The organism is Burkholderia singularis (assembly GCF_900176645.1).
In the GTDB taxonomy this organism is placed as follows: Bacteria; Pseudomonadota; Gammaproteobacteria; order Burkholderiales; family Burkholderiaceae; genus Burkholderia; species Burkholderia singularis.
Genome location: NZ_FXAN01000039.1, coordinates 65,084 through 87,674, shown reverse-complemented (window position 1 = coordinate 87,674; position 22,591 = coordinate 65,084). Strand labels below are relative to the sequence as shown.

Sequence of the window (22,591 nt, the reverse complement as noted above, 5' to 3'; positions counted from 1 at the left end):
GTGCGGTGTGCAAAGCGGCGGTGGAGGCGAGGGGGCGGGACGGCTCGCGCGCGTCGGCGGATGTGCTGTCGCCCGCGCGGCAGTCGGGCGATGCCGGCGCAGTTTCGTTGACGGTGGCGTGATTGGCCGTCTCGCCGCTACCCATTGCCTGGCCGTTCGAAGCAGAACCGTTCGTCGCGCAGAGGCTCGATGCCGAGCGGTTCGATTCAACGCGGTCTGTCGGCGGAGCGTTTGCGCCCGCAATGTCGCTGGTCGCCGGATCGCCGATTGCCAAGCCGCTTGCGGCTTCGGACGCGCGATTGGCGATGGCCGCGCCGGGCGGCGCGTCCTGAATGGCCGGGGCCGGACCGTTTGCCGTCGCACCGCGTGCCGCCGAGCCGATCGCCCCGCACGCGGCTTCCCCTTGTGCAACCACGCGGTTTGCCGCCGCGCCGATGCCCGCGCTCGTTACTTGCAACTCTGGTTCGACGTTGCCGTCGAGCCAGGGTGCACGCATGTCCCACGCGTGCGGCGTGAAGTCGCGATGACCGGCTCCGAGCGGTACGTGCCCGGACGACGTGGCGGCAAAGAGGCGAGGCGGCTTGGCGGGCGCCGCGCCGCGCACGGCTTCGGCCGCCAGCGCGGCGGCCACGGCCGGTTCGTCGGACACGAGCGAGCAGGTCGCGTCGAACACTTGCTGGCAATGCCCGCAACGCACCAGCCCGCCGCGCAGCGCGAGTTGTTCGCGCTGCAGCCGGAAGACGGTTTCGCAATGAGGGCAGCGCGCCGCGAGGCGCGCGTGCGCTGGCGTCTGGCCGCCCCAAGCGCGCTGACTGTCTTCTTCGGAGGACGACGAACGAGGTGAGTTCATGTTAGCCGGGCCGCCAGCTAAACCGTTAAGGTTGGACTGCGCCTATTCTAATGGCTTTCGCGCCGCGTTCCGGCGAGACAGACCCAACCTTCGTGTTCGCGCCAGACGGCGATGTCGAGATAGCGCGCATAGGCGCTCGCGACTTCGTCCGCTTGCCGCGCGAGCACGCCAGACAGCGCGAGCCGTCCGCCCGGCTTCACTTTCGACGCGAGCATCGACGCCATCAGCTTCAGCGGATTCGACAGGATATTCGCGACGACGATATCGAATTCACTGTCGGGGCAAGCGTCGGGCAGGCCATAGACGACTTCGGCGCGGTTGCGCGCGCTGTTCTGGCGCGCGGCTTCGACAGCTTGAGGGTCGATGTCGATGCCGGTCACGCTGCCCGCGCCGCATTTCTTCGCGAGAATCGCGAGGATGCCGGAGCCGCAGCCGTAATCGAGGACCGACTGTCCCGGTTGCACCGTCTGTTCGAGCCACTCCATGCAAAGGCGCGTCGTCGGGTGGCTGCCCGTGCCGAATGCCAGGCCGGGATCGAGTTCGAGTACGAGCGCTTCGGGGTCCGGCGCATCATGCCAAGACGGCACGACCCAGATTCGTTCGCCGATATGGATCGGATCGAATTGCGATTGCGTCAGCCGTACCCAATCCTGATCCTCGACGTCGCGCACGTCGAAGCGCGGCGTCTTGGCGAGGCCGATTTCGTTCGCGGCGGCGGCAAGCAGCACGGCGGGGTCGTGCGTCGCGTCGACGAGCGCGACTACGCGCGAACGCTGCCACGCGGTGTGCTCCGGCGCGAGGCCCGGCTCGCCGAAGAGCGGCTGTTCGTCCGGCGTATCGGCGTCGGCGTCCTCGACGGACGCCGACAGCGCTCCCAGCTCGACGAGCGCGTCGGACAACGCTTCCGCGTGCTCGCGCGGCAGCTCGACGACGAGTTCCCGGTAACTCATGACGCCGCTTCTTCCGGCGCGTGCTGCTGCCGCTGCGCGAGCCGGTGCTCGAGATAATGGATGCTGGTGCCGCCTTCGACGAACTTCGAGTCGAGCATCAATTCGCGATGCAGCGGGATGTTGGTCTGGATGCCTTCGACCACCATTTCCGACAGCGCGATCCGCATCCGGTTGATCGCCTGCTCGCGCGTCGCGCCGTAGGCGATCAGCTTGCCGATCATCGAATCGTAATTGGGCGGCACGAAATAGCCGTTGTATACGTGCGAATCGACGCGGATGCCGGGGCCGCCCGGCGTATGCCACGACGTGATCCGGCCTGGCGACGGCGTGAATTTGAACGGGTCCTCGGCGTTGATCCGGCATTCGATCGCGTGGCCGCGGAACTGGATGTCGCGCTGGCGGATCGACAGCTTTTCGCCGGCCGCGATCTTGATCTGTTCCTGCACGATATCGACGCCCGTGATCAGCTCCGTCACCGGATGCTCGACCTGCACGCGCGTGTTCATCTCGATGAAGTAGAACTCGTTGTTTTCGTACAGGAATTCGAACGTGCCCGCGCCGAGGTAACCCATCTTCTTGCACGCGTCCGCGCAGCGGTCACCGATCCGGTCGATCAGGCGGCGCGGGATGCCGGGCGCGGGGGCTTCCTCGATCACCTTCTGGTGGCGGCGCTGCATCGAGCAGTCGCGCTCGCCCAGCCACAGCGCGTTGCGGTGCGAGTCCGACAGCACTTGAATCTCGATGTGGCGCGGGTTTTCGAGGAACTTCTCCATATAGACCTGCGGATTGCCGAACGCGCGGCCCGCTTCCTCGCGCGTCATGTTGACCGCGTTGACGAGCGCCGCCTCGGTGTGGACGACGCGCATCCCGCGCCCGCCGCCGCCGCCCGCCGCCTTGATGATCACCGGATAGCCGATCGAGCGCGCGATCTTCACGATCTCCTTCGGATCGTCCGGCAGTGCGCCGTCCGAGCCCGGCACGCACGGCACGCCGGTCTTGATCATCGTCTGCTTCGCGGTGACCTTGTCGCCCATCATCCGGATCGTGTCCGGGCGCGGGCCGATGAACGTGAAGCCCGATTGCTCGACGCGCTCGGCGAAATCGGCATTTTCCGACAGGAAGCCGTAGCCGGGGTGAATCGCTTCGGCGTCCGTCACTTCGGCCGCGCTGATGAGGGCCGGCATGTTCAGATAGCTGAGGTTCGACGGGGCCGGCCCAATGCAGACCGCTTCGTCGGCGAGCCTCACATACTTGGCTTCCTTGTCGGCCTCGGAATAGACGACCACCGTCTTGACGCCGAGCTCGCGGCACGCGCGCTGGATGCGCAACGCGATTTCCCCGCGATTGGCAATGAGGATTTTTTCAAACATAGCGAGTATTCGTCTCTTCGATGGGCACGCGCTGCGCGTGCCTTGAGGAGCAGGGCGGCGGCGCTCTCGACGCGCGCGCCGCGCGGGCAGACGTTAGCCGATCACGAAAAGCGGTTGGCCGTATTCGACGGCCTGGCCGTTCTCGGCAAGGATTTCCTTGATGACGCCGGCTTTGTCCGATTCGATTTCGTTCAGCAGCTTCATTGCTTCGATGATGCAAAGCGTCTGGCCTTCCTTGACCGTGTCGCCGACCTGGACGAACGGATCGGCGCCCGGTGACGGCGCGCGGTAGAACGTGCCGACCATCGGCGATGTGACGACGTGGCCTTGCGGCGCGGCCGGCGCAACCGCAGCGGCGGCCGGCGCGCTTGCGCTTTCGGGCTGCACCGCGACGGCGGGGGCTGGGGCGCTCACCTGCGGCGCAAAGCCGCCCGATTGCTGGACGTAGACCGGCGGCGCGTTCTTGACGATGCGAACCTTGCCTTCGCCTTCGGTGACTTCCAGCTCGGAGATGCCGGATTCGGAGACGAGGTCGATCAAAGTTTTCAGCTTACGAAGGTCCATCGGGAATTCCCCTTTCAATACGTGAAACGCCGGTTCGGAACCGGCGCTGAATCGAGTTCTTGTAAATCTCAGCCGCGCGCGGCCTGTTGCAGCTTGTCGAGCGCGTATTCGAGTGCGTACAGATAGCCTTTCCAGCCAAGGCCGCAAATTACGCCTTCGGCCTGATCGGAAAAATAAGAGTGATGCCGGAACGGTTCGCGCCGGTGCACGTTCGACAGATGAATCTCGACAAACGGGATGCCGACCCCCGCGAGCGCATCCCGAATCGCGACGCTCGTATGTGTATACGCAGCGGGATTGATCAGAATGAACGCGGTGCCGTCGGTTCTTGCAGCCTGGATGCGATCAACCAGCGCACCCTCATGATTGCTTTGAAACGACTCGAGGGCTGCGCCCGCCTGTTGCGCGCGCGCAGCCAGCGCTTGATCGATCTGCTCGAGCGTGACGCGGCCGTACACATCCGGTTCCCGGGTGCCGAGAAGGTTGAGATTAGGGCCGTGGAGCACCAGCAACCGAGTCATGGTCGCTTCTTTTTCTGCGCAATTGCGCGAACTTTATCGCCAATTAGAGAAATTTGTCTAGTTTCGCCGAATGGCTGACGGCGCCGGCGCGCCGACGGTGGCCTGCCAATAGGCTCAGAATCGGCTAACGTCGGGCAATTTTGCTTCAATCTGCTAGAAATTGTTCATAATGCGCCGAGAATCAGTTCGACTGATCAGAGCGTGTCGAGGAGGCGTTTGAGTTCGTCCGTGTGAATTTGACCCAGCTTCGTCATACGGATCTTGCCGCTGGCGTCGATCACGACTGTAAACGGTAACGCCCCCGCGGTATTGCCAAAATTTCGGGCTAGATCTGCGCCCGCATAGCCGCTGACGAAGATCGGATAGTCGACCGGCACTTTCTTCAGGAAGTTTTTCACATTCTGCTCCGAATCGACGCCTATTCCGATGAAATGAATATCTTTTTTCGCGTATTCATGGGCCAGGCTGACGAGTTCGGGCATTTCTGCGACGCATGGGCCGCACCAGGATGCCCAGAAATTGACGACAGTATTCTTGCCCTTATAGGCGGCGAGCGCATGCGATTTGTCGTCGACGCCGGGGAAAGACGCAGCCCATAGTGCGTCGACGGGAGCGCTGGGCGCCGCGCTTGCAGCCGGCGCGGCCGCCTGGGCGTCTTCATTGCCCGCGCTGCCGCGCCACCAATGGCCGGCGGCCAAGCCGCCGGCGGTCGCGATGGCGGCAACCGCGACGGCCGCGAAAATCCTTTTGCTGTTCGTCATCGATTGGGGTCGGTCGGTGAGAGGGGCGCGGCGTCGAGCAGGGCGCGCAAGGCCGCCGCATCGGCCCGGGCAAGCCGGCCGCGGGCATCCGCCTTCAGGGCGCCGCGCAGGTCGTTGCTCGTATAGAGGGTCAAATGAATGCCGACGGGTGCTTCGCCGCGCGCTCCGCGCCACAGGAAGCTGAGCGTTTCGACGTCGCCGCGTCCCGCGAAATGGCGGGTTTCGGAAACGTCATATTGAACGTTCTGATTCAGCAGATAAATGGCGACATCTTTCTGATTGTCGCAAAAGATCTGCAAATAAATATCGGAATGCACATTAGCGGTGCCGTTCAGCACCGCACCGGCGATGTATGGGTTGAACGGGGCGAGCCGCTCCATCCACGCAAGCGCGATGGCGCGCAGCCGCCTCAGTTCGACGGGCTGGGTGTCAGCCTGGAACAGAGCCAGATACTCGTGCAGTTCTTCTTCGATCCGGTCGTTATCCGGCAGCCATTCTCCGGCTATTCGGCTGTCGCCGCCCAATACCTGCCGGGCGGCCTTGCGTTTTGCGCCAGCGTAATCGAGCCCGTCTTCGGCAATCAGGCGTGCCGCCGCGAGCGCAATTTCGTCGCGCACGCGTTGCGGATCGAGTAGGGTTTTGCGAGACATAATTCGACAATCATACTAGAACGGCGCGATGCGGCTGCCGTGCCTTGGCGGAGCCGCCGGAGACGTCAGTTACAATAGTGCGCTTTGGGCGGCGGCGCGAGCGAGCGCTCATGCGCGTAGTCCCGGCAATCGGCGCACGTCGCGGCCGGCCTCCCGGTTCGATTCGACGCCCATGCGGCGCAAAAAGCTCTATGCATATCCACATTCTTGGCATCTGCGGCACTTTCATGGGCGGTCTTGCCGTGCTCGCCCGCGCGGCGGGCCATACGGTGACTGGGTGCGACGCGGGTGTCTACCCGCCGATGAGCACGCAGCTCGAAGCGCAGGGCATTCAGTTGATCGAAGGTTATGGCGCCGAGCAGGTCGATCTGAAGCCCGATCTGTTCGTGGTCGGCAATGTCGTATCGCGTGGCAATCCGCTGATGGAAGCGATTCTCGATCGCGGGTTGCCTTATGTGTCGGGGCCGCAATGGCTCGGCGAGCACGTGCTCGCCGGTAAGTGGGTGCTCGCTGTCGCCGGCACGCACGGTAAGACAACGACGAGTTCGATGCTCGCGTGGCTTCTCGAAGACGCGGGCCTGAATCCGGGCTTTCTGATTGGCGGTGTGCCGTTGAATTTCGGCGTATCCGCGCGGCTTACCGATTCGACTTTCTTCGTGATCGAAGCCGACGAGTACGATACCGCTTTCTTCGACAAGCGCTCGAAATTCGTCCATTACCGGCCGCGTACCGCGATTCTCAACAATCTCGAGTTCGATCATGCCGACATTTTCCCTGATCTTGCCGCGATCGAGACACAATTCCATCATTTGATCCGTACTGTGCCGAGCATTGGCAGGCTGGTGACGAATGGCCGCGACGACGCGCTCGAGCGGGTGTTGGCGCGCGGCTGCTGGAGCGAGGTCGAGCGCTTCGGCGTCGACGGCGGCTGGCAGGCGTTGCCCGCGGATGACGGCGTGCCTGTCGACGAGCGTTTTGCCGTCTATTCGCGTAGCGAGCGGGTTGGCGTCGTCGAGTGGCAGGTGCAGGGCGAGCACAATCGGATGAATGCGCTCGCTGCGATCGCGGCGGCGCGCCATGTCGGCGTGCCGCCGCTGCGTGCCGCCGCCGCGCTCGCCACGTTCCGTAACGTGAAACGCCGGATGGAGGTGCGCGGCAGCGTCGACGGCGTGACGGTCTATGACGACTTCGCGCATCATCCGACCGCGATCGAAACCACGATCGCCGGCCTTCGTGCGCGTATCGGTCGGGAAAATGCCCGCATCCTCGCCGTGCTCGAGCCACGCTCGAACACCATGAAACTCGGCGTGATGAAGGCGCAGCTGCCGGCGAGTCTTGCCGACGCCGATCTCGTGTTCGGCTATGGCGCATCCACGGGCCGCGACGCGCTCGGCTGGCATCTTGCGGATACGCTTGCGCCGCTTGGTGACAAGGCGCGCGCGTTCGACGATCTGCATGTGCTCGTGAATGCGGTGACGCGCGCGGCGCGGCCGGGCGATCACGTGCTCGTGATGAGCAACGGCGGCTTCGGCGGCGTTCATCAGAAGCTACTGGATGCGCTCGGCGCGCGCAGCCGGAGCGGCGCGTGATTCTCTATCTGCACGGCTTTCGTTCGTCGCCGCAGTCGTTCAAGGCGCGCGCGCTGGCCGCGCGGCTTGCCGAACTCGGCCGCTCGGGTGAGTGGCGCTGCCCGGCGCTGCCGGTCGCACCGCTCGATGCGGTTGCGGTTGCCGAGGCGCAGGCCGCGGGCGTGCCGGCGCACGAAGTGACCGTGATCGGCAGTTCGCTCGGTGGCTACTACGCGACCTGGCTTGCGCAGAAGCACGGCTGGCGCGCGGTACTGCTGAATCCTGCGACGCAGCCGCAGCGCGACTTGCAGCGCTATCTCGGCGAGCAGCCGCTTTGGCACGGGGGCGGTACGATCGTTGTCGAGCCGCATCATCTGGATGAGCTGAATGCGTTGCACGTGCCGACGATCACGCGGCCGCAGCGCTACTATCTATTCGCGGCGACGGGCGACGAGGTGCTCGATTACCGCGAGATGCTGGCGCGCTATCCCGGTGCACGGACTCGCGTCATCGAAGGCAGTGACCATGGCATCAGCGAATTTGCCGACTATATCGACGACGTTCTTGCGTTTTGCGATGCCGGACAAGCAGCGCCGGATACGAGGCCGGCGTTCTAAACCGACGGCACCACACATGGCGCCGCTTCCGGCCGGAGCGCGGCGCACGACAGTCTGAACGAAAGACGAGAGTATTGAGTGAACGTTTTCTTCGAGGAATCGGGCAGTTTCAAGGCCGGCAGCGTGCTGTCCCGGCAGGGCGACGCGTTTCAGGTCGAATTGCCGGGCGGCCGGCGCGCGAAGGTACGCGCGAAGGATGTGCTGATCGAATTCGACAAGCCCGCCGCAGGCGAACTGATGCAGCAGGCGGACGAGGCAGCGCAGCAGATCGACCCGGATTTTCTGTGGGAGTGCGCGCCTGCTGACGAATTCGCGTACTCGGCGCTGGCTGACGAATATTTCGGCGCGGATTATGGTCCTGTCGAACGTGCCGCGCTTGTACTGCGCCTGCATGGCTCGCCCGTTTATTTTCGCCGCAAGGGGCGGGGCCAGTATCAGCGCGCGCCGCAAGAGCAGCTCCAGATGGCGCTTGCCGCGCTCGAGCGCAAGCGTCAGCAGGCGCTCGTGCAAGCCGGCTATGAGGAAGAGCTGAAGGCGGGGCGGCTGCCCGACGCGTTCGTCGGCCGCGCGCTGAATCTGCTGACGAAGCCGGACAAGAATTCGATCGAATACAAGGCGCTCGAGGCGGCCGCCGCCGCGTGTGGCGTGTCGCCCGCGCGGCTGATGCTCGATTGCGGCGGGATTGCGTCGGCGCGAGCGCTGCATGAGGCGCGTTTTCTTGCCGAGTACTTTCCGCATGGCACGGGCTTTCCGAGCGTGTCCGTCGGCAAGCTGCCGGACGATCTGCCGCGCGCGGACGTCAGCGCGTTCTCGATCGACGACATCACGACCACCGAGATCGATGACGCGTTCTCGGTCGAGCATTTGGCGGACGCCCGCGTGCGGATCGGCGTGCATATCGCGGCGCCCGCGCTCGGCATTACGCGCGGCGACCCGATCGACGCGATCGCGCGCGCGCGGCTGTCGACCGTCTACATGCCCGGCGACAAGATCACGATGCTGCCGGACGACGTCGTTGACATCTTCACGCTGAAAGAGGGCGACTATCGCCCGGCGTTGTCGCTCTACATCATCGTGAACCGCGACACGCAGGAGATCGTCGCGAACGAAACGCGCGCCGAGTTGGTGTATGTGAAGAGCAACCTGCGGCACAACACGCTCGACGAACTGGTGACCGAAGAGTCGCTGGCGGCCGGCACGGGCGACTATCCGCACAAGGACGATATCGCGGTGCTCTGGCCGCTCGCGCAGGCGCTCTTCGAAAAGCGTCAGGTCGCGCGCGCAGGCTACGGATTGAAGCGCGAGGTGCAGCGCAACACCGATTTCAATTTCTACGTCGAAGGCGAGCATGTGACGATCACGCCGCGCCGGCGCGGTTCGCCGCTCGATCTGATCGTGTCCGAACTCGCGATCCTGGCCAATTCGACGTGGGGCGCGTTCCTGCACGATCATAGCGTGCCGGGAATCTATCGCACGCAGCGCGCGTTCGGCATGCCGAGCGGGCCCAAGCGCACGCGGATGCAGACGAGCGCCGCGCCTCACGAAGGGCTCGGCGTGCCGCAATACGCATGGAGCACGTCGCCGCTGCGCCGCTATGTCGACCTCGTCAACCAATGGCAACTGCTCGCGTGCGTGCAGCACGGCGTGACGGCGAAGCTTGCTGCGCCGTTCAAGCCGAAGGACGCGGATCTGTACGCGGTCGTGCAGGGGTTTGACGATACGTATGCCGCCTATGCCGATCATCAGCGCCGGATGGAGTATTTCTGGTGTTTGCGCTGGATCAGGCAGGAAGGCCGCAAGCAGGTAAGCGCGACCGTCGTGAAGGGCGATCTCGTGCGGCTGGACGAAGTGCCGCTGCTGCTGCACGTGCCTGCGCTCGGCGTGCATGCGCGCGGCACGCGCGTGCTGCTCGACGTGATGTCGATCGACGAGCTGACGGTCGAGGCGTCGGTACGGCTCGTGAGCGTGCTCGACGCGCCGACGGTATCGAGTGGCGAGCCTGCCGACGATGACGACGATACCGAAGCGGCCGGCGATGCGCTGCTCGACGCAGCCGGAGAATCCGCCGAAAGCGACACGCAAGCGCTTGCCGAGGCGGGCAGCGAGGCGGGCGACGGCGGCGCGTCGGCCGGCGGTGCGGAGCCTGCGCCGTGAGCGCAATGATTGCCGGAGGCGGCGAGCGCGCGCACGACCGTTATGCGGTGATCGGCAATCCGATCGCCCACAGCAAATCGCCGTTCATTCACGCGCGCTTTGCCGAGCAGACCGGCGAGGCGATCGAATACACGCACCTGCTCGCACCGCTCGACGGCTTCGTGACGACCGTGCGTGAATTTGCCGCGCAGGGCGGCCGCGGGTTAAACGTCACAGTGCCGTTCAAGCTCGATGCGCATGCGCTTGCCGATACGCTGTCGCCGCGTGCCATGGCAGCGGGCGCGGTGAACACGCTGCGCTTCGACGAAACCGGCGTGTTCGGCGACAACACCGACGGCGCCGGCTTGACGCGCGATATCGAGTCCAATCTCGGCGTGAGCCTCGCGGGCGCGCGGATCTTGCTGCTCGGCGCTGGAGGCGCGGCGCGCGGTGTCGTGCTGCCGATGCTCGAGCGCGGGCCGGCCGTGCTGACGATCGTCAATCGAACGGCGAACAAGGCGCAAGGGCTCGTCGACCAGTTCGCAGCGGCGGCGCGCGACGCGGGCTGCCTGCTTGCGGGCGGCGGCCCCGAGCAGGTGGAGCGCGAGCCTTATGACGTGATCGTCAATGCGACAGCGGGCAGCCTCGATGCGGCATTGCCCGAATGCGACGCCGCCGCGTTCGGACCGGCGACGCTCGCTTACGACATGATGTACGGCGCGCGGCCGACCGTCTTCATGGAGCACGCGCGCACGCTCGGTGCGCGTGTGGCGGATGGGCTGGGGATGCTCGTCGAGCAGGCGGCGGAATCGTTCCTGGTGTGGCGCGGCGTGCGGCCCGATAGCTCCCCCGTGCTTGCCGCATTGCGCGCTGCGCTGGCGGCGCCAGCGTCGCATTGAGTGTGCGAAGCGGCACGCCGATGCGCAACGACGCCGTTTCGCCTGTTTCGTCTGCCTCGCCGGTGCAGGAGGCCATGCCGGCGGCATATGGAGCAGGCCGTGCGCGCAAGAATGGCCTGGCGCGCTGGTTTGCGTATGCGGGTGGCGTGCTCGGTGGCGCATGGTGTGCGACCCAACTCTATTATTTTGTGCAGATCGCGATCTGGGCGGCGCTCGATCCCGGATCGAGCGCCTTTATGCGCGCGGACGCTTGGCGTCTGTCGGCCGAGCAGCCGGTTGCGTCGATCCGGCATCAATGGGTGCCATACGAGCGCATCTCGCGCAATCTGAAGCGCGCGGTGATCGCATCCGAAGATGCGGATTTTGCGAACAATTCGGGCTACGAAATTGACGCCATCCTGCAAGCCTGGGAGAAGAACCGGGCGCGCGGCCGGATCGTGTCGGGCGGCTCGACGATCTCGCAGCAGCTCGCGCGCAACCTGTTCCTGTCGAGAGAAAAAAGCTATATCCGCAAGGGGCAGGAACTCATCATCACTTGGATGCTCGAGACGCTGCTCGACAAGGAGCGCATCTTCGAGATCTATTTGAACTCGGTCGAGTTCGGCCGAGGGGTCTATGGAGCGCAGGCGGCTGCACAGTACTACTATCGGCTGCCGGCGAGCCGGCTCTCGGCGTGGCAGGCGGCGCGCCTCGCGGTCATGCTGCCGAATCCTAAATATTTCGATACGCATCGCAGCTCGCCTTATCTCGCGCAGCGCACCGGCGTAATCATGCGGCGGATGGGCGCGGCGGAGTTGCCCGCATCGCCCTGACAGGCTCGGCGGCTTGCCGTCTCAAGCTTTCGGCGCCGGCATGCCGTGAATACGGGTAATCCTTTATTTATTTCGCTTAGCTGATTAATTTACCTGCGCGCTGCCGATCGGATATCGAATCGGCAACGCGATTGCTTCTTTTCAATGCGGTTTCGTTGATAAAACGCGGCATAAAAGCCGGTTTGGCGCATGGTTTGTCAGAATGACAAATAAAATTGAAAGAATTAAGTAAACCTAATTTATTTCGAAGATTTGGCCGTTTTCCAAATCGAAAGTTGTCGAGTATATTGGCCGTCACCTTGGCTTATCGAGCCGATGTAACAAGGTAGGGGGCGCCTATCCGGCTGCTCGACAAAAAAACTGAGAGAGAAGGAAAACGACTATGCCAGCACGTCAAGCGAAGCTGCTATTAGCCGCGACGTTCTCCACGCTGTTGCTTGCAGCGTGTAATGGAGACGATGCCGGGCCGGGTGCGAAAATCGCCGCGAGCGCGGACGCATCGACAAACGCCACCAGCGTCGACCAGCCATATCAAGATCCCAACCGTTATTCTTCCGAGCCCGGCGCGTCGCTGCCGGCGTCGGCGGCGCTCGAGCGTGCCGCGGTCACGCATCATCAAATCACGGTCAACGGCAAGACGATCAGCTATACCGCGACCGCAGGCCATCTGATCGCGCGCAATCCGCAGACGGGCGCTGCCGAGGCGTCGGTCTTCTACGTCGCGTATACCGCCGACAATCAGAGCGCCAGCAAGCGCCCCGTCACGTTCTTCTACAACGGCGGCCCCGGCTCGTCGACCGTGTGGCTGCACCTCGGCTCGTTCGGGCCGAAGCGCATCGTCACCGGCGATCCGAACGCCAACAACGCGTCGTTCCCGTTCGTCGAAAACCAGGAAACCCTGCTCGACACGACTGATCTCGTCTATGTCGACGCAGTCGGCACCGGCTATTCGGAGGCGATCGCGCCGAACACGAACCAAACGTTCTGGGGTGTCGACCAGGACGCCGGCCTATTCCGCGATTTCGTGGTCCGCTATCTGGCCGCGAACAAGCGCGGCGATTCGCCGAAATATCTGTTCGGCGAATCATACGGCACGCCGCGCACCGACGTGCTCGCGAATCTGCTCGAGACCGCCGGCGTGAATCTTGCCGGGATCGTGCTGCAATCGTCGATCCTGAACTACAACAGCAACTGCGACATGGCGAGCACGAACAACGGCACCGTCAACAACAGCGGCAGCAACAGCCAATCGATGCAGGGCACGACGTCGATCAGTTGTGCCGGCTTTGTACCGAGCTACGGCGAGATTGGTGCCTATTACAAGCTCGACAATCCGAATCCTTCCGACATCGTGCAGTACGCGGACCAGATGCGCTTGCTCACGGCGGGCACCTATTCGCCGGCCGTCAATGCGTATCTCGCGAATCACACGCCGCCTGGGCCGACGCTGGTGACGCAGATGTCGAATGCGACTGGCGCGCGGAGGGCGTTGTGGAACAAGGATTTCAACCTGCTGCCGACCTATTACGACAATAGCTATCAGATTGCGTTGATCCCGGGCACGCTGATCGGCCGCTACGATGCGCGCGTGAACGCGCCGATCAACAGCCCGCTCGCGGCCGAAGGCGATCCGTCGAGCACTTTCATCACGAAGCCGTTCACCGACACGATCGGCGCCTATTTGCCGAACGAACTGAAGTATTCGGCGCAAACGTCCTATTCGGTGGACAGCAACGCGATCAATACGTGGGATTGGAGCCACGACGGCCTGTCGATGCCCGACACGATTCCGGATTTGGCTGCGGCGCTTACGCTCAATCCTTCTTTGAAGATCCTGTCGTTGAACGGTTACCACGATATCGCGACGCCGTTTTATCAGACGGAACTCGATCTTGCCCGTCTCGGCTCGCAGCCCAATCTGACGATCAAAGATTATCAGGGCGGCCATATGGTCTATCTGGACGATACGTCGCGGCCGCAGGAAAAGGGCGATCTGGTGACGTTCTATAACGCGGCGCCGGCTGCTCGATGATGCCGGCTGGCCCATGTCCGTCGCGCAGGCGCGCTCGAGCGCCGTGCGCGGCGGACCACGACGACCCCATTTCTGATCGGAGCTGATATGAACATCCAATCGCTAGTCGCCTGGACGGTGCTTGCCGCCGCGGGCTTCGCGCTGACGCAAACCGCTTTTGCCCAGCAAGCGGCAAGTGACACGCAACCGGCCCGCCACGGGCAGGCACAATTGGGCGATCCATACGTGCCGCCCGCCGCCCGCAAGCCGACGGCCGGCACGCAAACCACCGGCGACGAACTGCACGCGCAGGTCGTGCGCAAGCTGCAGCGCCAGTTCGCGGCGGCCGATGCCGGCAATGCAGGTTTGACTGAAGCGCAGGCGAAGGCTGCGGGCCTTGGCTATGTCGCGAAGAACTTCAAGCAGATCGACGTGAACCGGACGGGGCGCGTGTCGTTTTCCGACGTGCAACGCTATCTCCAGTCGCAAAGCGCGACGCGACAATAAGCACATCTAGCGACTGCGCGACGCGCGCGAAGCTGGCAATAGGCAAGCGGGCTTGGCCGGACAACCGGCTCGGCCCGTTTTTTCATCCGCGCCCCGTTATGCAACGGCGTACGAATCTCCCAATATATGAGACAAACACTCAAATATTGGATATCACGACTGCCCCCCCTACAATCCGAAGCACATCGACATGCTTCGGCGGATGCGTGGCCTTCGCGAGACCGAGGGCTTGCCCATCCGGTTTGCCGGAGTTGATCGCATCATGAACAAATTGCCCATGACGCTTGCCCTGAACGACACGCCCGATGCGCATTGCGCGACGCCCGATGCCGCACTTGCGGACAGCATCGGCGCAACCGGCACGCCGCTCGATCTCGCCGCTCAGCAGGCGGGCACGCAGACGCTGCTGCGCGGGCTGGCGATTCTAGAAGCGGTGGCCGGCGGCGCGCGCGACATGCGTGCGATCGCCGCCGCGCTCGGCACGACCCGCAGTACGACGCACCGGCTCGTGAGCAGCCTCGCGCAGGCGCGTTATCTGCGCCAGGTGCAGGGCGGCTATTTGCTCGGCCCGAAACTGATCGAGCTCGGCACGATCGCGCTCGAACAGATGCCGCTTACGGCGGTCGCCCGCCCGCATCTCGACGCGCTCGCTCAAGCGACGCTCGACACGATTCATCTGGGGGTGCGCGACGGCGACGACGTGCTCTACATCGACAAAATTCCCGGCACGCGCGGCCTCGAGATGCGCTCGCGGATCGGTCATCGGATGCCGCTCGCGTCGACCGGCATAGGCAAGGCGCTGATGCTCGATCTTGATCCCGACATGTGGCGCACGCTGTTCGAAGCGGCAAAGCGCGCTCTGTCGGGCGTGAATTTCAAGCCCGACCGTCGGCCCGACGTTGGCACGTTCCTGCAACGTATGGCCCATTACGCGGCGGGCGGCTACACGTTCGATCTCGAGGAGAACGAAACGTCGATTCGTTGCGTCGCGGCACCCGTGCGCGACGCGTCGGGGGCGATCGTCGCCGGCCTGTCGGTCGCGAGCACGATTCCTTATATGTCGCTTGACCGGATGAACGAGCTGGTGCCGCTCGTGCATCGGACCGCGCGTGCGATTTCGGCCGATCTCGGCTGGAGCGCGCCGCAAGCCACGCGCCGGATCAAGCGATGACGGCGGCCTGGGATACGCCCGCGCTGATCGGGCTCGATTGGGGGACCACGTCGCTGCGCGCGTATCTGTTCGCCGTTGACGGCTCCGTGCTCGATACGCGAACCGACGCGGCGGGCGTGATGAGCCTGCCGGGAGGCGCAGACGGAACACGGGCGCCGCAGGTGTTCGATGAGGCGTTCGAGCGTGCGTGCGGCGCATGGCTCGATCGCAAGCCGGATGTGCCGGCGCTCGCATCCGGGATGGTTGGCAGTGCGCAGGGATGGCGCGAGGCGCCGTATGTGCCGGTGCCGGCCGCCGCCGACGGATTCGCAGCGGGTCTCGTGCGCGTGAAGACCGTGCGCGGCGCAACGCTTGCGATCGTGCCGGGCGCACTGTCGCCGGGCGATCTGCCGGACGTGATGCGCGGCGAGGAGACGCAGATCGTCGGCGCGCTCGCCGCCGAGCCGTCGCTCGCGCTCGCTCGCCCAGGCGCGTTGATCGGCCTACCCGGCACGCATGCGAAATGGGCGTGGGTGTGCGACGGCCGGATCGAGTGGTTCCGCACTTATATGACGGGCGAGCTGTACGCGGCATTGCGCGAGCACACGATTCTCGGCCGCACGATGCAGCCGTCGGACGGCGCCGATTGGGACGCGTTCGGTCGCGGCGTGCGCACCGCCCGCGGCAGGCGCGACGAGGGTTTGCTCGCGACATTGTTCAGCACGCGCACGCTTGGATTGACCGGCCGGCTTACGCCGCGCGCGCAAGGCGATTATCTGTCCGGACTGCTGATCGGTCACGAACTGAGCGCGCTCGACGTGCTGCTCGCGAAGCAGGGCGCGTCGCTGGCGTCGCTCGCGCCGCGTATCGTCGGCGCGAGCGCGTTGTGCGAACGCTATCTGCGCGCGCTCGCGGCATTCGATTGCGACGGCGCGCGCGCCGTCGAGCAGGCGGCCGAGCGCGGCCTGTGGTGCATTGCGACGCGGGCCGGACTGGTCGGCATGGCGGCCGCGCGGCTTCGCCGGCCGTCATAAGCCAAGCCGCACGCGAGCCGATGGACTGGACCGCTGGAGGAAATGTCGCAGATGGATGCTGAAAAATATCGCTTTCCCGCGCCATACGAGCCGCATCGCGGCCTGATGCGCGCGCTTGCCGAATGTCCGCTGGTGGCGATCCTGCGCGGCATCACACCAGCCGAGGTGGCCGCGCATGGCGCGGCACTTTACGACGCCGGCTTTCGAATCGTCGAGGTGCCGCTCAATTCGCCCGATCCGTTCGACAGCATCGCCGTCTTGCGCGCAGCGCTGCCCGCTGATGCGATCGTCGGCGCGGGCACCGTGCTGCGCGCCGAGTATGTCGATGAAGTCGCGCGCGCGGGCGGCAACCTGATCGTGATGCCGCATGCGGATGCGCAGGTCGTGCGCCGTGCGAAAGCGCTCGATATCGCGTGCGCGCCCGGCGTCGCGACGCCGACCGAAGCGTTCGCCGCGCTCGCAAGCGGCGCCGACGTATTGAAGATGTTTCCCGCCGAACAGCTCGGGCCGGTGACGCTCAAGGCATGGCGGGCGGTGATCGATGCACGGGTGCCGATCGTGCCGGTCGGGGGAGTCGCGCCCGACAACATGGGCGCGTATCTCGCGGCCGGTGCAAGCGGCTTCGGAATCGGCTCGGCGCTGTATGCGCCGGGGCAGCCGAGCGCTGTTACCGCGACGCGCGCGCAGGCGTTCGTCAATGGATGGCAGATCGCGCGCAACGGAGCGGCGCGGTGAATAGGCTCGCGGGCAAGGTCGCGCTCGTGACGGGCGCGGGGCGCGGCATCGGCGCGGCGATCGCTCATGCGTTTGCGCGAGAAGGCGCTGCGGTGGTGCTGGCGGAACTCGATGTCGCGCTTGCTCGCGAGACGGCCGGCGAGATCGAATGCGACGTTGCCGGCGCGCGCGTGCTGGCGGTGCAGACCGACGTGACGCAGGCAGAGTCGATAACGGCTGCGTGCGCCGATGCGCAGCGGCTGTTCGGCCCGCTCGACGTGCTCGTCAACAATGCCGGCATCAACGTGTTCGACGATCCGCTCACGCTTGCGGACGACGCGTGGCGCCGCTGCCTTTCGGTCGATCTCGACGGCGTATGGAACGGCTGCCGCGCGGCGCTGCCGGGCATGGTCGAGCGCGGGCGCGGCAGCATTGTCAATATCGCGTCGACGCATGCGTTCAAGATCATCCCGGGATGCTTTCCGTACCCGGTCGCCAAACATGGCGTGTTGGGTCTCACGCGCGCGCTCGGCATCGAGTATGCGGCGCGCAACGTGCGCGTGAACGCGATCGCGCCGGGCTACATCGAAACGCAGGCGACGCGCGATTGGTGGGACGCGCAACCCGATCCGGCGATGGCGCGGCAGCAAACGCTTGCGCTTTCGCCGATGAAGCGGATCGGCCGCCCCGACGAAGTCGCGATGACCGCGGTATTCCTCGCTTCGGACGAGGCGCCGTTCATCAACGCGACTTGCATCACGATCGACGGCGGCCGAGCGACGCTGTATCACGACTGATTCGCTCGCGCACGTCCGCTCCGGCGGACGGTGCGCGAACGCGGCGCGCGACGGCTGCACGCGCCGCGTCGGGACAATGAAGCAGCCGGCACTCCGTCGACGGAGACAATCAGGAGACAAGCAACATGAAACGCAGAATGTTCATCACGTTGGCGGCGGCCGCGATGGCCGCGGCAGCAGGCGCACCGGTGCACGCGGCGGACCCGGTGAAGATCGGCTTTCTCGTCAAGCAACCGGAAGAGCCGTGGTTTCAGGATGAGTGGAAATTCGCCGAGCTTGCCGCGAAAAACAAGGGCTTTACGCTCGTGAAGATCGGCGCGCCTTCCGGCGAAAAGGTGATGAGCGCGATCGACAATCTCGCCGCGCAGAAAGCGCAAGGCTTCGTCATTTGCACGCCCGACGTGAAGCTCGGGCCGGGCATCGTCGCGAAAGCGAAGTCGCACAATCTGAAGATGATGACCGTGGACGATCGTCTCGTTGACGGCGGCGGCAAGCCGATCGAATCGGTGCCGCACATGGGCATTTCCGCTTACGACATCGGCAAGCAGGTCGGCAACGGCATCGCGGCCGAGATCAAGAAGCGCGGCTGGAACGTCAACGACGTCGGCGCGATCGACATCACGTATGAGCAATTGCCGACCGCGCACGATCGCACGGCGGGCGCGACCGACGCGCTCGTCGCGGCGGGCTTTCCGAAGGCGAACGTGATTGCCGCGCCGCAGGCGAAAACCGATACCGAGAACGCATTCAACGCGGCGAACATCGCGCTCACCAAGCATCCGCAGTTCAAGCATTGGGTCGCATACGGTCTGAACGACGAAGCGGTGCTCGGCGCGGTGCGCGCGGCCGAAGGGCGCGGCTTCAAGGCGGCCGACATGATCGGCATCGGCATCGGCGGCTCGGATTCGGCGTTGAACGAATTCAAGAAGCCGCAGCCGACGGGCTTTTTCGGCACCGTGATCATCAGCCCGAAGCGGCATGGCGAGGAGACGTCGGAGCTGATGTACGCGTGGATTACGCAAGGCAAGGCGCCGCCGCTGCTCACGCTCACGACCGGCATGCTCGCGACGCGCGACAACGTCGGCCAGGTGCGCGAGACGATGGGGCTTGCCGCGAAGTAAGCGCCGCGCGGCGCGGTGAGCATTGCCGTCGCGCGCGGCTCGGCGCGGCGGCAATGCACGGGGCAATCCGATTGATTGGATGGCGGCAGACGGAGGCGACGTGGCAGCGGTACTGCGTTTCGACAATATTGGCAAGGTCTTTCCCGGCGTGCGCGCGCTCGACGGTATCTCGTTCGACGTGCGCGCGGGGCAGGTGCATGGTTTGATGGGCGAGAACGGCGCGGGCAAATCGACGCTGCTCAAGATTCTCGGCGGCGAATATCAGCCGGATTCGGGCAGCGTGCTGGTCGATGGCCGCGCGATGCGCTTTTCGAGCGCGGCGGCGTCGATCGCGGCGGGCATCGCGGTGATTCATCAGGAATTGCAGTACGTGCCCGATCTGACGGTCGCGGAGAACCTGCTGCTTGGCCGGTTGCCGCAAACGCTCGGCTGGGTCAAGAAGCGCGATGCGCTACGTTTCGTGCGCGAGCGGCTCGCGGCGATGGGCGTCGATCTCGATCCGAACGCGAAGCTGCGGCAGCTGTCGATCGGCGCGCGCCAGATGGTCGAGATCTGCAAGGCGCTGCTGCGCAACGCGCGCGTGATCGCGCTCGACGAGCCAACCAGCTCGCTGTCGCACCGCGAGACCGAGGTGCTGTTCAAACTCGTCGACGATCTGCGCCGCGACGGCCGCGCGCTCATCTATATCTCCCACCGGATGGACGAGATCTACCGGCTCTGCGACGCCTGCACGATCTTTCGCGACGGCCGGCAGGTGGCCTCGCATGCGTCGCTCGCCGACGTGCCGCGCGAGACGCTCGTGCGGCAAATGGTGGGCCGCGAGATCAGCGACATCTATCACTATGCGCCGCGCGCGCTCGGTGACGTGCGCTTGTCGGTGAATGCGCTTGCGGGCGGCGCGCTGAGCGCGGGCGCGGACTTCGACGTGCGCGCGGGCGAGATCGTCGGCTTTTTCGGGCTCGTCGGCGCGGGGCGCAGCGAGCTGATGCGCGTGATCTACGGCGCGGATCGCAAAACGGGCGGCACGCTCGCGCTCGACGGCAAGCCGCTCGACATTCGCTCGACGCGCGACGCGATCCGCCACGGGATCGTGCTGTGCCCGGAGGATCGCAAGGAGGAGGGGATCGTTGCGCAGGCGTCGGTTGCCGAGAACATCAATATCAGTTGCCGGCGGCATACGCTGCGCGCGGGCCTGTTTCTCGATCGCAAGCGCGAGGCCGAAACCGCCGAGCGTTTCATCGACATGCTGAAGATCAAGACCCCTAACCGCCGGCAGAAGATCCGCTTTTTGTCGGGCGGCAATCAACAAAAGGCGATTCTCGCGCGCTGGCTTGCCGAGCCGGATCTGAAGGTCGTGATTCTCGACGAGCCGACGCGCGGCATCGACGTCGGCGCGAAGCACGAGATCTACGGCGTGATCTACGCGCTTGCGCAGCGCGGCTGCGCGATCGTGATGGTGTCGTCGGAATTGCCGGAGGTGCTCGGCGTGTCGGACCGGATCGTCGTGATGCGCGAAGGGCGCATCGCGGGCGAGCTGGCGCGCGCGAGCGCCACCGAAGAGGCAGTGCTCAATCTTGCGTTGCCGCAGGGCGGCGCGGCGCGCGCGGCATGACGGGAAACACCGCGATGCGCAGCCCGGTGAGCCGAAGGTAGACAACGGCGGCGAAACTGCCGCCTGCAGAGGAGCAAACCACATGCAAATCAGAGAGAATCTTCCACAAGCCGCGCCGCCCGCGAGCATCGCGCGCGCCGGCGAGCAACAGCGCTGGCGTCAGCAGATCGCCGAGTACAGCCTTGTTGCGATCTTCGCGGCGATGTTCGTCGTGATGTCGCTGACGGTCGATCACTTCTTCTCGATCGACAACATGCTCGGCCTTGCGCTGTCGATCTCGCAGATCGGCATGGTCGCCTGCACGATGATGTTTTGCCTCGCGTCGCGCGATTTCGATTTGTCGATCGGCTCGACGGTCGCGTTCTCGGGCGTGCTGTGCGCGATCGTGCTCAACGCGACCAACAATACGTTCGTCGCGATTGCCGCGGCCGTGGTCGCGGGCGCGGCAATCGGCTTCGTCAACGGCGCGGTGATCGCGTATTTGCGGATCAACGCGCTGATCACGACGCTCGCGACGATGGAGATCGTCCGCGGGCTGGGTTTCATCGTGTCGAAAGGGCAGGCGGTCGGGGTATCGTCGGAGACGTTCATCGCGCTCGGCGGGCTCACGTTCGCCGGGATTTCGTTGCCGATCTGGGTGACGCTCGTGTGCTTCGTCGTGTTCGGCGTGTTGCTCAACCAGACCGTCTATGGGCGCAACACGCTCGCGATCGGCGGCAATCCGGAAGCGTCGCGGCTCGCGGGAATCAACGTCGAGCGCACGCGCGTCTATATCTTCCTGATTCAGGGCGCGGTGACGGCGCTCGCCGGCGTGATTCTCGCGTCGCGGATCACGTCCGGCCAGCCCAACGCCGCGCAGGGCTTCGAGCTGAACGTGATCTCCGCGTGCGTGCTGGGCGGCGTGTCGCTCGCGGGCGGGCGCGCGACGATCTCCGGCGTCGTGATCGGCGTGCTGATCATGGGCACGGTCGAAAACGTGATGAACCTGCTCGATATCGATGCGTTCTACCAGTATCTCGTGCGCGGCGCGATTCTGCTGACGGCTGTGCTGCTCGACCAGTTGAAGAATCGCGGCGCGCGCGATTGAGCGCCGCGGCACATCATGACGACAAGGATGACGAAATGAATGTCGACCGTTCGGAACCCGAAGCACACGACGCGGGCCATCGGCGCGACGCGAGCTATCCGAGCCTCGCGCAGCGCACCGTGCTGATCACGGGCGGCGCGACCGGAATCGGTGCGTCGTTCGTCGAGCAGTTCGTGCGGCAGCGTGCGCGCGTCGCGTTCGTCGATCTCGATGCGCAAGCGGGCCACGCGCTCGCCGCCCGGCTTGCGCATGCCGCGCACGCGCCGGTGTTCGTCGCATGCGACGTCACCGACATCGGCGCGCTGCGTGATGCGATCGACACGGTCCGCGCGCGCATCGGCCCGATCACGACGCTCATCAACAATGCGGCGAATGACGCGCGCCATGCGATCGACGCCGTCACGCCCGAGTCGTTCGACGCTGGCATCGCGGTGAATCTGCGTCATCAGTTCTTTGCCGCGCAGGCGGTGATCGACGACATGAAGCGCGCAGGGGGCGGCTCGATTGTCAATCTGGGTTCGATCGGCTGGATGCTGAAGAACGGCGGCTATCCGGTCTACGCGATTGCGAAGGCGGCGGTGCAGGGTTTGACACGCGGGCTCGCCCGCGAACTTGGACCATTCGGCATTCGCGTCAATACGCTGGTGCCGGGCTGGGTGATGACCGACAAGCAGCGCCGGCTTTGGCTCGACGATGCGGGGCGCGCGGCGATCAAGGCGGGGCAGTGTCTGGACGCCGAGCTGCTGCCCGACGATCTCGCCAGAATGGCGCTCTTTCTTGCCGCCGACGATAGCCGGATGATCACCGCGCAGGACATCGTCGTCGACGGCGGCTGGGCATGACGTTTGCGTCCGGGAGCGCGG

General features: G+C 65.1%; 22 protein-coding genes. 15 read left to right on the top strand and 7 right to left on the bottom strand.

Translation table 11 applies throughout. The features are described 5' to 3' along the window. The 7 genes from BSIN_RS06410 to BSIN_RS06380 all read right to left on the bottom strand — a co-directional run. Positions 1–850, bottom strand: an 850-nt coding sequence (locus BSIN_RS06410) for an MJ0042-type zinc finger domain-containing protein (protein ID WP_173678641.1), incomplete at its 3' end; no start/stop codon positions are given. A 47-nt stretch (positions 851–897) separates the two neighbouring features. After that, a complete protein-coding gene (prmA, locus tag BSIN_RS06405; protein ID WP_059515838.1) occupies positions 898–1,800 on the bottom strand; it encodes a 50S ribosomal protein L11 methyltransferase in 903 nt (300 codons plus the stop codon). Then, positions 1,797–3,170 (bottom strand): acetyl-CoA carboxylase biotin carboxylase subunit, encoded by a 1,374-nt coding sequence (gene accC / locus BSIN_RS06400; RefSeq protein WP_059515840.1) that lies wholly within the window; start codon positions 3,168–3,170, stop codon positions 1,797–1,799. Before accC ends, prmA begins: the two co-directional genes overlap by 4 nt. 93 nt (positions 3,171–3,263) lie before the next feature. Continuing rightward, positions 3,264–3,734, bottom strand: a complete 471-nt coding sequence (gene accB, locus BSIN_RS06395) for an acetyl-CoA carboxylase biotin carboxyl carrier protein (protein ID WP_059515841.1) — start codon at positions 3,732–3,734, stop codon at positions 3,264–3,266. 68 nt (positions 3,735–3,802) lie between these two features. Next, a complete protein-coding gene (gene aroQ, locus BSIN_RS06390) occupies positions 3,803–4,255 on the bottom strand; it encodes a type II 3-dehydroquinate dehydratase (RefSeq protein ID WP_089339858.1) in 453 nt (150 codons plus the stop codon). A gap of 194 nt (positions 4,256–4,449) precedes the next feature. Next, the gene (locus BSIN_RS06385) at positions 4,450–5,016 is read right to left on the bottom strand and encodes a TlpA family protein disulfide reductase (protein ID WP_089339857.1); all 567 of its coding nucleotides are present in this window, start codon (positions 5,014–5,016) and stop codon (positions 4,450–4,452) included. Next, on the bottom strand, positions 5,013–5,666 hold the full coding sequence (locus BSIN_RS06380) for a UDP-N-acetylmuramate--alanine ligase (RefSeq protein WP_089339856.1): 654 nt from the start codon (positions 5,664–5,666) through the stop codon (positions 5,013–5,015). Before BSIN_RS06380 ends, BSIN_RS06385 begins: the two co-directional genes overlap by 4 nt. A gap of 191 nt (positions 5,667–5,857) precedes the next feature. On the opposite strand from BSIN_RS06380, the gene mpl reads away from it, so the two are divergent. From mpl to BSIN_RS06305, 15 genes are all read left to right on the top strand, one after another. Next, positions 5,858–7,255, top strand: coding sequence for a UDP-N-acetylmuramate:L-alanyl-gamma-D-glutamyl-meso-diaminopimelate ligase (gene mpl / locus BSIN_RS06375; protein ID WP_089339855.1), 1,398 nt, complete (start codon positions 5,858–5,860; stop codon positions 7,253–7,255). Further along, positions 7,252–7,851 carry a YqiA/YcfP family alpha/beta fold hydrolase gene (locus BSIN_RS06370; RefSeq protein ID WP_069233768.1) on the top strand — a complete coding sequence of 200 codons (600 nt, stop codon included), beginning with the start codon at positions 7,252–7,254 and terminating at the stop codon, positions 7,849–7,851. The genes mpl and BSIN_RS06370 overlap by 4 nt, the downstream gene beginning before the upstream one ends. Before the next feature lie 78 nt (positions 7,852–7,929). Beyond that, positions 7,930–10,005, top strand: a complete 2,076-nt coding sequence (locus BSIN_RS06365; protein ID WP_089339854.1) for a ribonuclease catalytic domain-containing protein — start codon at positions 7,930–7,932, stop codon at positions 10,003–10,005. A 5-nt stretch (positions 10,006–10,010) separates the two neighbouring features. Beyond that, positions 10,011–10,883, top strand: coding sequence for a shikimate dehydrogenase (gene aroE, locus BSIN_RS06360; protein ID WP_089339853.1), 873 nt, complete (start codon positions 10,011–10,013; stop codon positions 10,881–10,883). Between the two features lie 20 nt (positions 10,884–10,903). Next, positions 10,904–11,695, top strand: a complete 792-nt coding sequence (gene mtgA / locus BSIN_RS06355; RefSeq protein WP_369828148.1) for a monofunctional biosynthetic peptidoglycan transglycosylase — start codon at positions 10,904–10,906, stop codon at positions 11,693–11,695. A 382-nt stretch (positions 11,696–12,077) separates the two neighbouring features. Next, positions 12,078–13,727 carry a S10 family serine carboxypeptidase-like protein gene (locus tag BSIN_RS06350; RefSeq protein WP_089339852.1) on the top strand — a complete coding sequence of 550 codons (1,650 nt, stop codon included), beginning with the start codon at positions 12,078–12,080 and terminating at the stop codon, positions 13,725–13,727. Between the two features lie 87 nt (positions 13,728–13,814). Next, positions 13,815–14,213 carry an EF-hand domain-containing protein gene (locus BSIN_RS06345; RefSeq protein ID WP_059515860.1) on the top strand — a complete coding sequence of 133 codons (399 nt, stop codon included), beginning with the start codon at positions 13,815–13,817 and terminating at the stop codon, positions 14,211–14,213. Positions 14,214–14,475: 262 nt separating this feature from the next. Continuing rightward, positions 14,476–15,384, top strand: coding sequence for an IclR family transcriptional regulator (locus BSIN_RS06340; protein WP_059516104.1), 909 nt, complete (start codon positions 14,476–14,478; stop codon positions 15,382–15,384). Continuing rightward, positions 15,381–16,397 carry a 2-dehydro-3-deoxygalactonokinase gene (locus BSIN_RS06335; protein ID WP_089339851.1) on the top strand — a complete coding sequence of 339 codons (1,017 nt, stop codon included), beginning with the start codon at positions 15,381–15,383 and terminating at the stop codon, positions 16,395–16,397. The genes BSIN_RS06340 and BSIN_RS06335 overlap by 4 nt, the downstream gene beginning before the upstream one ends. Positions 16,398–16,448: 51 nt before the next feature. Beyond that, the gene (locus BSIN_RS06330) at positions 16,449–17,132 is read left to right on the top strand and encodes a 2-dehydro-3-deoxy-6-phosphogalactonate aldolase (RefSeq protein WP_173678640.1); all 684 of its coding nucleotides are present in this window, start codon (positions 16,449–16,451) and stop codon (positions 17,130–17,132) included. Continuing rightward, positions 17,129–17,908, top strand: coding sequence for an SDR family oxidoreductase (locus BSIN_RS06325; RefSeq protein WP_173678639.1), 780 nt, complete (start codon positions 17,129–17,131; stop codon positions 17,906–17,908). Before BSIN_RS06330 ends, BSIN_RS06325 begins: the two co-directional genes overlap by 4 nt. A gap of 125 nt (positions 17,909–18,033) precedes the next feature. Then, positions 18,034–19,029, top strand: coding sequence for an arabinose ABC transporter substrate-binding protein (locus BSIN_RS06320; RefSeq protein ID WP_089339849.1), 996 nt, complete (start codon positions 18,034–18,036; stop codon positions 19,027–19,029). Between the two features lie 100 nt (positions 19,030–19,129). Further along, entirely contained in the window at positions 19,130–20,641 is a 1,512-nt protein-coding gene (gene araG, locus BSIN_RS06315) for an L-arabinose ABC transporter ATP-binding protein AraG (protein ID WP_089339865.1), read from the top strand. An 82-nt stretch (positions 20,642–20,723) separates the two neighbouring features. Continuing rightward, on the top strand, positions 20,724–21,728 hold the full coding sequence (araH, locus tag BSIN_RS06310) for an L-arabinose ABC transporter permease AraH (protein ID WP_059515870.1): 1,005 nt from the start codon (positions 20,724–20,726) through the stop codon (positions 21,726–21,728). Between the two features lie 35 nt (positions 21,729–21,763). After that, complete coding sequence (locus BSIN_RS06305) at positions 21,764–22,570, top strand: SDR family NAD(P)-dependent oxidoreductase (protein ID WP_089339863.1); 807 nt, start codon at positions 21,764–21,766, stop codon at positions 22,568–22,570. Positions 22,571–22,591 lie beyond the last annotated feature (21 nt).

Bases quoted from the DNA above. Each gene is read 5' to 3' on its own strand.
- mtgA (WP_369828148.1), top strand. From the start codon at position 10,904: ATGCGCAACGACGCCGTTTCGCCTGTTTCGTCTGCCTCGCCGGTGCAG.
- accB (WP_059515841.1), bottom strand. From the start codon at position 3,734: ATGGACCTTCGTAAGCTGAAAACTTTGATCGACCTCGTCTCCGAATCC.
- BSIN_RS06350 (WP_089339852.1), top strand. From the start codon at position 12,078: ATGCCAGCACGTCAAGCGAAGCTGCTATTAGCCGCGACGTTCTCCACG.
- accC (WP_059515840.1), bottom strand. From the start codon at position 3,170: ATGTTTGAAAAAATCCTCATTGCCAATCGCGGGGAAATCGCGTTGCGC.
- BSIN_RS06340 (WP_059516104.1), top strand. From the start codon at position 14,476: ATGAACAAATTGCCCATGACGCTTGCCCTGAACGACACGCCCGATGCG.
- BSIN_RS06345 (WP_059515860.1), top strand. From the start codon at position 13,815: ATGAACATCCAATCGCTAGTCGCCTGGACGGTGCTTGCCGCCGCGGGC.
- prmA (WP_059515838.1), bottom strand. From the start codon at position 1,800: ATGAGTTACCGGGAACTCGTCGTCGAGCTGCCGCGCGAGCACGCGGAA.
- araH (WP_059515870.1), top strand. From the start codon at position 20,724: ATGCAAATCAGAGAGAATCTTCCACAAGCCGCGCCGCCCGCGAGCATC.
- mpl (WP_089339855.1), top strand. From the start codon at position 5,858: ATGCATATCCACATTCTTGGCATCTGCGGCACTTTCATGGGCGGTCTT.
- BSIN_RS06305 (WP_089339863.1), top strand. From the start codon at position 21,764: ATGAATGTCGACCGTTCGGAACCCGAAGCACACGACGCGGGCCATCGG.
- aroE (WP_089339853.1), top strand. From the start codon at position 10,011: ATGATTGCCGGAGGCGGCGAGCGCGCGCACGACCGTTATGCGGTGATC.
- aroQ (WP_089339858.1), bottom strand. From the start codon at position 4,255: ATGACTCGGTTGCTGGTGCTCCACGGCCCTAATCTCAACCTTCTCGGC.
- BSIN_RS06385 (WP_089339857.1), bottom strand. From the start codon at position 5,016: ATGACGAACAGCAAAAGGATTTTCGCGGCCGTCGCGGTTGCCGCCATC.
- BSIN_RS06320 (WP_089339849.1), top strand. From the start codon at position 18,034: ATGAAACGCAGAATGTTCATCACGTTGGCGGCGGCCGCGATGGCCGCG.
- BSIN_RS06380 (WP_089339856.1), bottom strand. From the start codon at position 5,666: ATGTCTCGCAAAACCCTACTCGATCCGCAACGCGTGCGCGACGAAATT.
- BSIN_RS06330 (WP_173678640.1), top strand. From the start codon at position 16,449: ATGGATGCTGAAAAATATCGCTTTCCCGCGCCATACGAGCCGCATCGC.
- BSIN_RS06335 (WP_089339851.1), top strand. From the start codon at position 15,381: ATGACGGCGGCCTGGGATACGCCCGCGCTGATCGGGCTCGATTGGGGG.